The organism is Virgibacillus sp. DJP39, from assembly GCF_049310925.1.
In the GTDB taxonomy this organism is placed as follows: Bacteria; Bacillota; Bacilli; order Bacillales; family Amphibacillaceae; genus Virgibacillus_F.
In genome coordinates this window covers 22,225-34,254 of record NZ_JBMERP010000038.1, presented here as the reverse complement: position 1 = coordinate 34,254, position 12,030 = coordinate 22,225, and the positions used below count along the sequence as shown (strand labels likewise).

Annotated in this window: 10 protein-coding genes, 1 pseudogene, 2 riboswitches and 2 other annotated features (1 of these 15 only partly in view); of the genes and pseudogenes, 7 read left to right on the top strand and 4 right to left on the bottom strand. The window is 37.9% G+C overall.

All coding sequences use genetic code 11. The features are described from left to right. Nucleotides 1-76 precede the first annotated feature (76 nt). From ACOI1D_RS12985 to ACOI1D_RS12965, 5 genes are all read left to right on the top strand, one after another. Nucleotides 77-421, top strand: coding sequence for an ArsR/SmtB family transcription factor (locus ACOI1D_RS12985; RefSeq protein WP_422501716.1), 345 nt, complete (start codon nucleotides 77-79; stop codon nucleotides 419-421). A gap of 12 nt (nucleotides 422-433) precedes the next feature. Further along, nucleotides 434-1,735 (top strand): arsenic transporter, encoded by a 1,302-nt coding sequence (locus ACOI1D_RS12980; RefSeq protein WP_422501715.1) that lies wholly within the window; start codon nucleotides 434-436, stop codon nucleotides 1,733-1,735. A 15-nt stretch (nucleotides 1,736-1,750) separates the two neighbouring features. Beyond that, the gene (arsC, locus tag ACOI1D_RS12975; RefSeq protein ID WP_422501714.1) at nucleotides 1,751-2,170 is read left to right on the top strand and encodes an arsenate reductase (thioredoxin); all 420 of its coding nucleotides are present in this window, start codon (nucleotides 1,751-1,753) and stop codon (nucleotides 2,168-2,170) included. Between the two features lie 101 nt (nucleotides 2,171-2,271). Next, complete coding sequence (trxB, locus tag ACOI1D_RS12970) at nucleotides 2,272-3,219, top strand: thioredoxin-disulfide reductase (protein ID WP_422501713.1); 948 nt, start codon at nucleotides 2,272-2,274, stop codon at nucleotides 3,217-3,219. Between the two features lie 302 nt (nucleotides 3,220-3,521). After that, complete coding sequence (locus tag ACOI1D_RS12965; RefSeq protein WP_422501712.1) at nucleotides 3,522-4,364, top strand: hypothetical protein; 843 nt, start codon at nucleotides 3,522-3,524, stop codon at nucleotides 4,362-4,364. 43 nt (nucleotides 4,365-4,407) lie between these two features. On the opposite strand, the gene metC is transcribed toward ACOI1D_RS12965, so the two are convergent. From metC to ACOI1D_RS12945, 4 genes are all read right to left on the bottom strand, one after another. Beyond that, entirely contained in the window at nucleotides 4,408-5,592 is a 1,185-nt protein-coding gene (gene metC / locus ACOI1D_RS12960; RefSeq protein WP_422501711.1) for a cystathionine beta-lyase, read from the bottom strand. Next, nucleotides 5,592-6,710 (bottom strand): methionine biosynthesis PLP-dependent protein, encoded by a 1,119-nt coding sequence (locus ACOI1D_RS12955; RefSeq protein ID WP_422501710.1) that lies wholly within the window; start codon nucleotides 6,708-6,710, stop codon nucleotides 5,592-5,594. Before ACOI1D_RS12955 ends, metC begins: the two co-directional genes overlap by 1 nt. A 141-nt stretch (nucleotides 6,711-6,851) precedes the next feature. Next, nucleotides 6,852-6,954, bottom strand: a riboswitch (SAM riboswitch). A gap of 168 nt (nucleotides 6,955-7,122) precedes the next feature. After that, the gene (locus ACOI1D_RS12950) at nucleotides 7,123-8,220 is read right to left on the bottom strand and encodes a 5-methyltetrahydropteroyltriglutamate--homocysteine S-methyltransferase (protein ID WP_422501717.1); all 1,098 of its coding nucleotides are present in this window, start codon (nucleotides 8,218-8,220) and stop codon (nucleotides 7,123-7,125) included. A 66-nt stretch (nucleotides 8,221-8,286) separates the two neighbouring features. Next, on the bottom strand, nucleotides 8,287-9,336 hold the full coding sequence (locus tag ACOI1D_RS12945; protein WP_422501709.1) for a homocysteine S-methyltransferase family protein: 1,050 nt from the start codon (nucleotides 9,334-9,336) through the stop codon (nucleotides 8,287-8,289). Between the two features lie 99 nt (nucleotides 9,337-9,435). Continuing rightward, nucleotides 9,436-9,536: riboswitch (SAM riboswitch) on the bottom strand. A 179-nt stretch (nucleotides 9,537-9,715) separates the two neighbouring features. On the opposite strand from ACOI1D_RS12945, the pseudogene proB reads away from it, so the two are divergent. Further along, a pseudogene (gene proB / locus ACOI1D_RS12940) lies at nucleotides 9,716-10,492 on the top strand (glutamate 5-kinase); the annotation flags it as partial. A 54-nt stretch (nucleotides 10,493-10,546) separates the two neighbouring features. Further along, a complete protein-coding gene (locus tag ACOI1D_RS12935) occupies nucleotides 10,547-11,482 on the top strand; it encodes a fumarylacetoacetate hydrolase family protein (RefSeq protein ID WP_422501708.1) in 936 nt (311 codons plus the stop codon). A 90-nt stretch (nucleotides 11,483-11,572) separates the two neighbouring features. Continuing rightward, nucleotides 11,573-11,778 (top strand) — a binding site (T-box leader). 118 nt (nucleotides 11,779-11,896) lie between these two features. Further along, nucleotides 11,897-12,030 (top strand) — a binding site (T-box leader) (it continues 102 nt past the right edge of the window).

Genomic DNA, 12,030 nt, shown 5'->3' with positions numbered 1-12,030 from the left:
CTAGGATTTCATCGTTGCATAATATAAGCAAATTGTTATATACTAATAAGCGAATAAGTGAAGGGGTGTGTTAACCATGTTCCAAACAGAAGTTTCTGTTGAAAAAGTAGCACTAACACTTAAATTATTAGGTGATAAAACTCGCTTAACCATGGTAGGTCTCCTAAAAGATAACGAATGTTGTGTTTGCGAATTTGTAGAAGTTTTTCAAATGAGCCAGCCATCGATTAGTCAACATCTTCGCAAGTTAAGAGACGCTGGAATTGTTAAAGAAAAGCGTAGCGGTCAATGGATCTTTTATTCTTTAAATAAAGAAAGTGAAAGTTATCCGATGGTTATGACTATCTTGGATTATATACCAGACCAAAAAGAAAAATTGAATTTTCTGGAGGCAGAAGGCAAACGGATTGTTTGTAATTAAGGAGGAATTTTGTTGGATTTATCAGTTTACTTAGCTATTGGAATTTTTATCATAACTTTATTATTAGTTATTTGGCAGCCGAAAGGATTAGGGATAGGATGGAGTGCTTGTGGCGGTGCTATTTTAGCTTTAATTGTAGGTGTTGTAACATGGGGTGACGTACTAACAGTTACCGGAATTGTTTGGAATGCCACATTAACGTTTGTTGCAGTTATTTTAATCTCACTTATTTTGGATGAAATTGGATTTTTTGAATGGGCTGCATTACATATGGCGCGGATTGCAAAAGGTAACGGCGTTAGAATGTTTGTATACATTATCTTATTAGGAGCGATTGTAGCTGCGTTTTTCGCTAACGATGGCGCTGCACTTATTTTAACTCCTATCGTGTTAGCGATGGTACGAAATTTAAACTTTAAAGAAAAAATGATTCTGCCTTTTGTTATGGCTAGTGGTTTTATCGCGGATACCGCATCACTTCCATTAATAGTAAGTAACTTAGTTAATATTGTTTCTGCAGATTACTTTGGGATAGGGTTCATTGAATATGCTTCTAGAATGATTATTCCAAATCTCTTCTCAATCGGTGCAAGTATTCTAGTTTTATATTTATTTTTCCGTAAAAGTATTCCGGGAAATTATGATTTGTCTCAGTTAAAAGAACCTAAGGAAGCAATAAAAGATCAATCCATGTTTAAGCTGTCATGGATAGTATTGGCTGCATTATTAGCAGGATACTTCGGTAGCGAAATAATTGATGTTCCAGTTTCTATTGTTGCAGGTATTATTGCAATTTTATTTCTTATCATGGCCAAGAGAAGCCCAGCTGTTCAAACGACAGAGGTTGTTAAAAGCGCACCATGGGCTATTGTTTTCTTCTCTGTAGGTATGTATGTTGTAGTTTATGGCTTACAAAACGCAGGCTTAACAAGTGTGTTAGCTAAATTGATACAGTTCACTGCTGATCAAGGACTTTATGTTGCTACCATTGGAATGGGCTTCATTGCCGCCATTTTGTCATCCATTATGAACAACATGCCAACTGTAATGATTGATGCCTTGGCTATTTCTGAAGTGGAAACGACAGCTTCTATTAAGGAAGCACTCATTTATGCTAACGTTGTTGGATCCGATTTAGGTCCAAAGATTACACCTATTGGTTCACTGGCAACGTTGTTATGGTTACATGTATTGTCATTGAAAGGATTTAAAATATCTTGGGGATACTATTTTAAAGTCGGGATTATTTTAACAATACCAACATTGTTTATAACGTTGTCTGGTTTAGCGTTATGGCTTTGGATCATCTTATAAAGGAGAAATTAAATTATGTCCAAAAAAACTATTTATTTTTTATGTACGGGTAACTCTTGTCGAAGCCAAATGGCAGAAGGATGGGCAAAAAAGCATTTGGGTGATGAGTGGAAAGTGAAAAGTGCTGGAATTGAAGCTCATGGCTTAAATCCAAACGCGGTTAAGGCAATGAATGAGGTCAATATCGATATCTCAGATCAAAATTCAGAAATCATTGATACCGAAATTTTAAATAATGCAACGTTAGCTGTCACGCTTTGTGGGGATGCAGCGGATCGATGCCCAATGACACCTCCACATGTTAAAAGAGAGCATTGGGGATTTGATGATCCTGCTAAAGCAGAAGGAACAGATAAAGAAAAATGGCAGGTTTTTCAGCGTGTCCGTGATCAAATAGGCGATCGAATTAAACGATTTGCTGAAACTGGTGAATGAAAGAATAGTCTCTAACTAGTCTGGGATATATTATATAGAAGAAGAAAAAACGGTTATGTAATTAATTGGAAATAAAAACTGTTTCATTTGGAGGGATTAGGATGGAAAAAGTCGTTATATTAGGAACTGGTCCTGCTGGTTTGACTGCAGCTATTTATTTGGCTAGAGCAGAGATGAATCCTGTAGTAATTGAGGGAATGGAACCTGGAGGGCAATTAACATTGACTACAGAGGTAGAAAATTACCCAGGGTTTATTGACGGAATTATGGGTCCCGAGCTAATGGAAAATATGAAAAAGCAGGCTGAACGTTTTGGTGCACAATTTAAACGTGGGTGGGTTACAAAAGTTGATTTCACTTCATCGACACATAAACTGGAGGTTAGTGGTCTAGGGGAAATAGAAACCCAGGCATTAATTGTTTCCACAGGAGCTACAGCAAAGTTGCTAGATATACCTGGTGAAAAGGAGAATATCGGTAAAGGTGTAAGTACATGTGCAACATGTGATGGGTTCTTTTTCCGTGGAAAAAAGGTAATTATCATTGGAGGCGGAGATTCTGCAATGGAAGAAGCCAATTTTTTAACTAAATTTGCGAGCGAAGTCCACGTTGTTCATCGTCGTGATAACCTTCGTGCATCAAAAATAATGCAGAACAGAGCCAAAGACAATCCCAAAATAAAGTGGCATTTAAATCAGACACCGCTTGAAGTTATATCAGACGGGAAAAGCGTAACAGGCTTAAAAGTGAAGGATAATTCCACCAACGAAGAAAAGGTAATCGAAATAGATGGTGTATTTGTAGCAATTGGTCATCTTCCAAATACAGACTTTTTAAATGGTCAAATTGATACAGATGAAACGGGATATATTCGTGTTACACCAGGTACAACCAACACAAATATACCAGGTGTATTTGCTTGCGGAGATGTCCAGGACAAAAAATATCGTCAAGCTATAACAGCGGCTGGTACTGGGTGTATGGCTGCATTGGATTCAGAAAAGTATATAGAAGGAGAAATCACACAGGACTGGAGTCAATCCCTGTAGTAGGATTTCCTTGTATAAATAAAATTTCGCTCTTAAGCACCGCAATCTTGTGGTGCTTTTTTATCAGGTAAGAAAGTATAAATTCTTTCTTACTGCATAAGTGCAACTAAGCCACTCGCCATTAAGGCTTGGCGATAAGCCAGGTTTTATAAAAGTTAGATTTCAAAAAGGTACATCTGTATCCTTTCACTATTAAACTTACTATGGAGTATTTCCAGCTGTAAATGAATGTTATGGAAGGAAAAGGAGACAATTTAAATTAAGGGTTGTAGAACTTATGTCAAATTAAGGGGTGATTAAGAATGGTGCTATCATACTGGTATTTCCTTTTATTTTTGATTAGTTTTTTTATTTTTAGCTTTACCTTATGGAAAAGTAAAGAAAAGAAGAGATTAATTCAAACCTTCTTTTTCATTTCAGGCTTAGCTTACATTATGGACTTTGTAGTACTAGTTATGCTCAATGCTTATCAATATCACCCCAACTTAGTTGATCCCCTTTGGTTCGATTCAACATTTGGTGCAATTTTCTCCCAGGGTATCGCAATCCCCACGGCTTTTATGGCAATTGCAGGTTTTAACCTTGGATTTATCGCAATTATATTTATTGCGATTGGCTTTATGGGAATTGAATTGTTGTTCTTATCGTTAGGTGCATTTGAACATCATTGGTGGGAAGCATGGTACACTGGATTTCTATTTGTAGTGGGCGCATATCTCACAAAAGTATGGCATCGTTTTCTTCAATATCCATCAATGTCAGTTAAATTTACTACAATGTACTTAACGCTTATTGTTTATGCCAATACTATGCGTTTTTTTATGGTCTTATTGTTTGCGACACATCTTTATTCTGTTGGGTGGTTTTCCAACCCTATAAGAGATCATATTGCGGGAAATGCATTTATGCTGTTCGTGTGGATGATTCCTGTAACAATCGTTATCGTCCTTTATTTTAGATGGCACTGGATTGTATCTCTATTAGCCTTTGAATGGCTCTTGGATTACTTTCTTATAAAAGCTGGATGGTTGCATCTTTCTGCTTGGTGGAATGTCTCTTATTTTGTACTGATACTTCTCGGAAGTCTTTTACTGTTTCGTTTTATTTATGTTAAATGGTTTTTTAGTGAACGGATAAAGAAATAAAGAACCTGGTAAATACTAGGTCCTTTATTCTGATAACTAGTGATCAAGTGATTACTAGGTTTTCGATTTGTTCATTTGCCACTTGTAATGCTTGATCTAGGTCTGCTATTAAATCATCCACATGTTCTAATCCAACCGAAAGCCTTAATAAGCCATCTGTGATGCCTCTTTTTTCTCTTTCGACTTTTGGCATTGCGGCATGAGACATCGCTGCTGGATAGGAGAGTATTGATTCGACCCCCCCAAGACTTACAGCGAAAACTGGAAGCTTTGTTTGTTCAACAAAAGCCTTTGCAGCCTCTTTATTTGCCAATCGGAAAGAAAGAAGCGCTCCACTTCCTTTAGCCTGACTTGCATGGATAGAGTGTCCCTCGTGTTTAGGTAACCCAGGATAGAACACGCGTTCAATTAGCGGATGGCCATCCAGATAGAGGGCAATTTTTTCAGCGGATTCCGATGACTGTTTTAACCGTGCACCTAGTGTTTTAATTCCCTGGATTAGTTGATAGGAATCCTGTACACCTAATATGGACCCAAATGAGTTTTGAATAAAAGCTAATTTTTCGCCGAGCCCCTCGTTCCCAGCCACAGCTAAACCAGCAACAATATCACTGTGCCCTGACAAAAATTTGGTAGCACTGTGAAGTACAACATCTACTCCAAGTTCAAGCGGCTTTTGGTAAAGTGGTGTCATAAAAGTATTGTCGAGAAAAGTAAGGCAATTGTTGTCTTTAGCAATCTTAACGACTCCGCTAATATCGGTGATGTTTAAACAGGGGTTAGATGGTGTTTCAATGTAAACTACTTTTGTATTTGGTTGAACAGCTTGGGCTGTTTCATCAAGGTCAGTCATATTTACAAATGTATGGTCGATTTTAAACTTCTTTAATACTTCTGTTACAAAGCGGTACGTACCACCATAAACATCTCTGCCAATTAGAACATGATCGCCGGCTGAAAGAAGCATAAATGCTGACGAAATAGCAGCCATACCTGAAGCAAATGCTAAGCCTCTAACGCCACCTTCTAAATCAGCTATTGTTTCTTCTAACACCTGTCTTGTAGGGTTACCGGAGCGACTGTAATCAAATGGGCCGAATTGATCAAACTTTTCCTGGTGAAAAGTGGACGATAAGTAAATAGGGACATTTATCGCACCTGTTTTTTGTTCGACATCTTCATTAGTCGATCCATGAATTAACTTCGTTTCCAATTGAACTTCACTCATTATTTATTCTCCCCCTTTTCCAACAATGAAAATACTTGGTCTAAATCTGCAATTAAGTCATCAACCTTTTCAATGCCAACAGAGAAACGTAATAGGCGATTGTCGATTCCGCGGCGGGTTCGTTCTTCTTCCGGAATGTCAGCATGGGTTTGTGTAGCGGGATAAGTAATGAAGCTTTCGACTCCTCCGAGGCTCTCTGCAAAGATAATTAACTGCAGATTTTCCAAGAAGGGCTCAACCCACCTGCTTTCTCTAAGACGAAAGGAAAGCATGCCACCTTTCCCGGGATACAAAACATCGGTAACAGCATGTTCATCTAACAAATAATCTACTATTTTTTTTGCGTTTTCTTCATGTCGATCCATCCGTAAGGCAAGTGTTTTCAACCCTCGTATTAGGAGCCACGAATCGAAAGGTGACAGGACGCCGCCAGAGGCATTATGGTATTCAGACAACCTTTCACAGATTTCACTTCCCTTGGCAACGACTAACCCAGCCAGCACATCATTGTGACCACCGATATATTTTGTAGCACTGTGAATAACTAAATCTGCCCCAAGTTCCAGTGGACGCTGAAGGTAAGGGGTTAAAAAAGTATTATCGACGATGAGTAACAGGTTGTTTTTCTTTGCAAGCTTTGCAAACTTCTCAATGTCAATTTCCTGCATGAGTGGATTTGTTGGTGTTTCAATAAACAATGCTTTTGTTTTATCTGTAATTAGTTTCTCTGTCTCTTCTATATCCTCAAACTTTGTATAAGTTGTTTGTATATTATAGACCTCTGAATAATGAGCGAGTAAACGGTAAGTACCACCATAAACATCTTCTGGAACAATTAATTCATCGCCTGTGCGAAAAAGAGAAAGGACTAATTGAATAGCAGTCATCCCAGAACTGCAGGCATACCCATTATCACCAAGTTCCAACTTAGCAATTCCCTCTTCAACAATAGCGCGAGTTGGATTTTTTGTTCGTGAATAATCATATCCAGTCGATTTACCAATTCCTTCGTGTTGAAATGCAGTAGATAAATAAATAGGAGGAGTAACTGCTCCAGTAGTTTCGTCACTCTTATTACCTAGTTGCACCAATCTAGTTTCAATATGTTTGTTTGTCATGTCGATCATCCTTTTTATTTGAAGTAAACATTAGAAATTTGTGAGCTACGTTGCCTGCACTATAGGCGAAAGCTCTCTATAATTAGGTATAAAAATAAGGACTCTCTAGAAAAGAAGAAGGTCCCTAATAGCGAAAACATCTTCTTATCTTCTAGGTAAACACCTATAGGAATTAGCACCTTACCTTAGCAGGTTGGTTGCTGAGACATCAAAGGGCCAATCCCTCCGTCTCTCATGATAAGAGTGAATAATATGTATTTTTAGAAAAGTTTAATTCATGACACTTTAATATATAAAGAAGAATTTTGCAAGGGGTGAATTTAAATTTTCATTTTAATTAATATACGGGATGCAACTCACCTTTGTTAATTGCATCCCGTTTCATGGTGCCTAAACTTTACTCTTATTTTTTTTAACCCCAAAATTCCTTCGCTATATCAACAACAAGTTTCAACTTCGCCCATTGCTGTTCTTCAGTTAACTTATTGCCATGGTGGGTTGATGCGAATCCACATTGTGGACTTAGGCATAACTGTTCAAGTGGAACATATTGTGAAGCTTCTTTAATGCGTGCTTTGATTGCTTCTTTGTCTTCTAATTCACCAGTTTTGGAGGTTACGACACCTAGAACTACTTGTGCACCGCCATTTGGAATATGATCTAGTGGTTTAAAATCTCCTGAACGGTCATCGTCATATTCCAGGAAGAAACCTTCAACATTTTCCTTTGCTAACAGGGTTGGTGCGATAAGTGCATAACTTCCTTCAAATGCCCAGGTAGATTGATAGTTTCCACGACATAAATGAGTTGTCACGACTAGATCTTCTGGTTTATTTTCCAAAGCACCATTAACAACACGTAATGCTAAATCAATTAGTTGTTCTCTTGAATATTTTCCGTCACTAAACGGAATATCGGGTGCGGAAAGCCCTGCAATGTAAACATCGTCTAATTGTAAATAACGTACTCCTGCTTTGTAAAATGCCTGTATTGCATCCTGATAAGCTTTTATAATGTCATTTGCATATTCTTCAATGTCTGAGTAAACAGCTTCATTTTGAATACCAACATTAAATAACTGATTTGGGCTAGGTATTGTTTGTTTCACAACTGCGCGGCCGTTAACGATTTCGTTTAATTCAACAAAGTCTTTTATATGTGGGTGGTCTGGGTTAAAAGAAACCTTTCCAGTGTTTCGTACATTGTATTTCTCTGTTTCCACTCCTTCGAACAAGTATCCCTGGTCTGGTACAAATCCTTCAAAGCCGTTTAAATGCTCAAGAAAGTCTAAGTGGAACCATGTACGTCTGAATTCACCGTCTGTAACTAATTCGAAACCAAGCTCAATTTGTTTATCAACTACCCGCTTAATTTCTTTTGTTTCAACTTCACGTAATTGTTCAGCTGTGATCGTTCCTTCTTTAAATTCTTTTCTTGCTTTGTGCAGGTTTTCTGGACGCAATAGGCTTCCAACATGATCCGCTCTGAATGGTGCTTTAGTTAAAGTAATTGACGTTGTATATTCCTACTTCCATTTATGATTTTGATGTTAAATAATGCTATGATTTAATCGGAGTTAGGCTTTTAATCGATAGCTCAAATTGTTCTCTTTTAGGGTTTCGTCTTTTCCAAATAAGAAATGTTTCTTCATGTCAGGGGAATACTTTGAATTAACTGCCTCAACACCGACAGCTTCTGCTACTGCGCGTAACATTGCTGGTGATGCCCCACAGCATAATCCGATGTAATTCACGCCTATATCCTTTGCTTCTTTTGCCCATTCTGCCAATTCATAACGATTATGATAAAGTGGGTCAAGAGCAGTCGGGAAAGTTGTTTCTGTAGGTAAATGACAACTGCATCCTCCATCAGGTAAGTTAAAGAATGTTGGATTTTCCTCCGTCGTGCGATAAGGAATCGGTAGAGCTCCAACATAACCATCCACATTATCTCTAATTTTTGCAATATATGGCTGCATTGTATCAGGTCCACGGAAACAGTTCATTCCGACTACCAAAGCACCCTTTTCTGAAAGTATTTTGCAGGATTCTTCAACACTGAATCCATCTCTTAAAATATTTTCTCCCATCAATCCTAGCGTAATAACCGCTGGAAGATCGTGCTTTAGTATTTCCTCTAATGCAATGACCGCTTCTTCGTGGTAATAAAATGTTTCCCCATTGATATAATCTACTGCTTCTTCTTTTGACCACTTAACCATCTCTGCAAAAATTTCTCTTACTTTGGTATGTGATTCGGGATCTTCAGGATCAAAGATGTTTGTATTTGATATATTGCCTGCCACTAACGCTTCTTCTACAGGGTGCTCTTTGGCAACTTCTTTAGCTAAGCGGATAGCATTTCTGTTAAGTGGTTCTAGTAAATCCTCCTTACCAATGATACGCATTTTCTCTCTATGCGCATTATATGTAAAGGCTAGCACAACATCAGATCCAGCTTTCATATAATCTCTATACGTTTCTTTCAGGGCATCAGGATTATCCAGTGCAACCTCGGGTACAAATGATCCCGCCTGTAAATATCCCCTGCGTTCTAATTCAAATAAGTAACCTTCACCTGCAATGACAGTTCCATCTTTCAGTCGATCTTCCAAACTACGCTTCATTCTTTTTCCTCCTTTTATTTCTTTTACTTTTGTATCACCAAAAATAAAAAAGCCACTTCTATAAATAAGAAGAGGCTTAGGCACCGTGGCTAGTTACTCTTCTTATCTTCAAGCCTTGCGCTTCTGGAATTGGCACAGTACAAAAGTAGTCTGTTGCCGAGGTATCAAAGGGCCAGTCCCTCCACCTCTCTGGATAAGAAAATTACATATTTAATTTGTATTTAATTAGTAGCATATATGTGATACTATTTAAAGTCAAGTAGAAAATTGAAAATTATTTATAGTTAAACAAAACGACACTGACATATACTAGCTATCAAACCATCACAGATTAACTGCCTGTCAGCTTTAAATAAATTTTTCCTGAGGAAGTGTAACTGTGAAGAAAAAGCGCATAGTTGTTAAAATTGGCAGCAGCTCTTTAACAAACGTAAAGGGTGAGATTGACCACGCAAGGTTAGATGATCATATTCAAGCGCTTGTGGAACTTCGTAAAGCAAACCATGAAGTAATTTTGGTCTCTTCAGGTGCAGTAGCAGCTGGATTTATAAGATTAGGTTATTCTTCTATACCGAGTACTATCAAAAGGAAACAGGCAGCGGCAGCAGTTGGCCAAGGTTTATTAATTCAATCCTATATAGAAAAATTCAGGGATTTAGAGATTGTTCCTGCACAGTTGTTATTAACACGGGATGACTTTTCAGACCCCGAACGATTCAGAAATGCACTTTCTACTATAACAGAGCTTTTAGACCACGGGATTTTACCGATAATAAATGAAAATGATACTGTTGCTATTAATGAGTTAACTTTTGGTGATAATGATATGTTATCCGCGCTTGTTAGTGGGTTTGTTAATGCTGATCAATTAATTATCTTGACGGATATTAATGGACTGTATGATGAAAATCCAAAAACAAACCCATTAGCAAAAAGATTGGATTATATTGAAAACATTGACGATGAAATGATGGAAGCAGCAGATAGTTCAGGTTCTAAATTTGGAACTGGTGGAATGAAGTCAAAGCTTCTTGCAGCAAAAACTGCTATGTCGTTGGGCGTGCCCATCTTTATCGGTGATGGGAGAGGGGAAAAGAAGTTGCTTGATATTTTAGATGGCTCAGGTGATGGCACTTATATATCTAATCCCTCAATCGAATACAGTGACGCAAGCAAATAAAACGTTTTTAACACACGAGGAGAGGTTTTAATGAAGCTAGTTAGCTATAAACATAAAAGTGAAGAACATGGAACTTTTAGAATTGGTTGTATGGTAACGAATAAAGTCGTTGATTTGCAGGAAAGTTATTGTGCATTATTAATTTCCAAAGGAGACAAGGAGTCTGCCCAGTTGATTGATAATCTGCTCCCGGCTGATCCTTCTTTATTCTTCTCAATGGGTGAAAGTGCATTGAAGAGGGCAGAGGAAGCTTTTGATTACAGTGTGGGTCAATCAGGTGAAAAGATGACATTTAATCAGGATGAAGTCAGTTTAGGGAACCCGATTGCATCTCCTTCAAAGATTATATGTGTTGGAAAAAACTACGCAGAACATGCTTTGGAGATGGAAAGTGATATTCCTGAATTCCCAGTCCTTTTCGCAAAGTTCAGTAATGCTTTAATTGGTCCAGAAGATACTATACAAAAATCGTCTTTTACAGAAAAACTTGATTATGAAGTGGAACTAGCGGTAGTCATTGGTGAAAAGGCATCACATATAAGTAAGGATAATGCGCTAAAGTATGTAGCAGGGTACACAATTGCAAATGATATCTCTGCACGTGACCTGCAAAAAAGAACGCCGCAATGGCTTCAGGGTAAGACGTTAGACAATAGTACTCCGGTTGGCCCATGGGTTGTGACTCCTGAGGAAGCTGGCAATCCATCCAATTTGTTCATTCGCTCATTTGTTAACGGCGAGAAACGTCAGGAATCTAATACGAGCAACATGATTTTCGATGTTCCGTTCTTAATAGAATTTATCTCAGGCTTAATTACACTCAACCCTGGTGATATTATTTTAACGGGTACACCAAATGGGGTAGGAGTTGCTATGAATCCACCGCGTTTTCTAAAAAATGATGATGTTGTAACATTAGAAATAGAAAATTTGGGCAAACTTGAAAACAAGGTGATCGAAGCATAGTAATTGTTGTGGAATACCACTAAAAAAATCTGCAAATTTTGACTTCACTGTTGACATTATTTCTGGGTTCTGTATAATAAGGGGAAATTAACAAAATCGATGAGAAAAAGAGTAGTTACAAAGGTCAGCCAAAGCGAACCGGGGTGGTGAAAGCCGGTGCAGGACGTGTAATGAACCGCATTTTTGAGATGTCGGAAAAATCCGATCGGGTCGCCTCCGTTATAAGCTTCAAGCTGATTCCGCACGACGCGGGATAACTAGAGTGGTACCGCGGATGTGAAACGTTCGTCTCTTATTTATATAGAGATGAAGGTTTTTTTATTTTAGGCTGTTTTCTTAAAGGTCGTTGTTTCAGACACAAATTTATAAACTGCGACGGTTAAAGAGCAAATAAATTTTGGTTTTGATATATATTAAAAATCGTTGATGAAGAGAGTAATTACATAGAACTCTGTAAAAAGCGAGCCGGGGTGGTGAAAGCCGGTACAGAAAATGTAATGAACCGCACTTCCTAAGATATTATCTTGAACGGGTTTTAAAAGCCCTAA

Coding starts and splice junctions, on each gene's coding strand:
- ACOI1D_RS12985 (WP_422501716.1), top strand. CDS start 77: ATGTTCCAAACAGAAGTTTCTGTTGAAAAAGTAGCACTAACACTTAAA.
- arsC (WP_422501714.1), top strand. CDS start 1,751: ATGTCCAAAAAAACTATTTATTTTTTATGTACGGGTAACTCTTGTCGA.
- trxB (WP_422501713.1), top strand. CDS start 2,272: ATGGAAAAAGTCGTTATATTAGGAACTGGTCCTGCTGGTTTGACTGCA.
- ACOI1D_RS12965 (WP_422501712.1), top strand. CDS start 3,522: ATGGTGCTATCATACTGGTATTTCCTTTTATTTTTGATTAGTTTTTTT.
- metC (WP_422501711.1), bottom strand. CDS start 5,592: ATGAGTGAAGTTCAATTGGAAACGAAGTTAATTCATGGATCGACTAAT.
- ACOI1D_RS12955 (WP_422501710.1), bottom strand. CDS start 6,710: ATGACAAACAAACATATTGAAACTAGATTGGTGCAACTAGGTAATAAG.
- ACOI1D_RS12945 (WP_422501709.1), bottom strand. CDS start 9,336: ATGAAGCGTAGTTTGGAAGATCGACTGAAAGATGGAACTGTCATTGCA.
- ACOI1D_RS12935 (WP_422501708.1), top strand. CDS start 10,547: ATGAAGCTAGTTAGCTATAAACATAAAAGTGAAGAACATGGAACTTTT.